This is a genomic window from Acidisphaera rubrifaciens HS-AP3, assembly GCF_000964365.1.
Taxonomy (GTDB): Bacteria; Pseudomonadota; Alphaproteobacteria; order Acetobacterales; family Acetobacteraceae; genus Acidisphaera; species Acidisphaera rubrifaciens.
The window spans coordinates 1-804 of record NZ_BANB01000301.1; the positions used below are offsets into that span (position 1 = coordinate 1).

An 804-nucleotide genomic window follows, 5' to 3' on the forward strand; every position below is an offset into this window, starting at 1 on the left:
AGCCGCGGGCGCCGCGTCGTCCCAGCGTGCCTCGCTCATGTCGCGCCGTCCTTCTCAGCCGGGGCGCGCACCGCGAGATAGGTCGTGCGCGGACGCGTGCCGAGTTCGCCGAGCAGCGCGTAGTGGCGCGGGTCGCGCCGCGCCGCCGCCACCGCCGCCGCCGGGTCGTGCAGGTCGCCGAAGCTGATCGCCTGCGTCGGACAGGCACCCTGGCACGCCGTGCGCACCGCGCCGTCGGCGATCGGCCGGTCGGTGCGGTCGGCGTCGATCCGCGCCGCCTCGATGCGCTGGACGCAGTAGGTGCATTTCTCCATCACGCCCCGCGCCCGCACCGTCACCTCGGGGTTGCGCTGCAGCGCGAGCGAGGGCGCGGCGCCGGCGGAGTAGTCGAGCCAGTTGAACCGCCGGACCTTGTACGGACAGTAGCCGGAGCACGCGCGGGTGCCGACGCAGCGGTTGTAGACCATGAGGTTCAGCCCCTCCTGGTCATGCACCGTCGCCTCCACCGGGCAGCCGACCTCGCACGGCGCATCCTCGCACTGCATGCAGGGCACCGGCTGGAACCGGGTCGCCGGCGCCGATGCCGGCCCCTCGTAGTAGCGGTCGACGCGCAGCCACTGCATGTCGCGCCCCAGCGCCACCTGCTCCGCGCCGACCACCGCGATGTTGTTCTCCGCCTGACAGGCGGTGACGCAGGCGTTGCAGCCGATGCAGGAATCGAGGTCGATCACCATGCCCCAGGCGCGGCCGTCGCCCGCCGCGTCGGCGTAGAGGCTCGGCGGGCGCGCGGCCGGCGCGGGATCG

The 804-nt window shown here is 74.1% G+C and carries 1 protein-coding gene; it reads right to left on the bottom strand.

Annotated elements, in window-relative coordinates; translation table 11 throughout:
• Positions 1-35 precede the first annotated feature (35 nt).
• Positions 36-804 (bottom strand): 4Fe-4S dicluster domain-containing protein (locus B8460_RS09915; protein WP_048861436.1); only part of this gene is annotated, 769 nt, incomplete at its 5' end.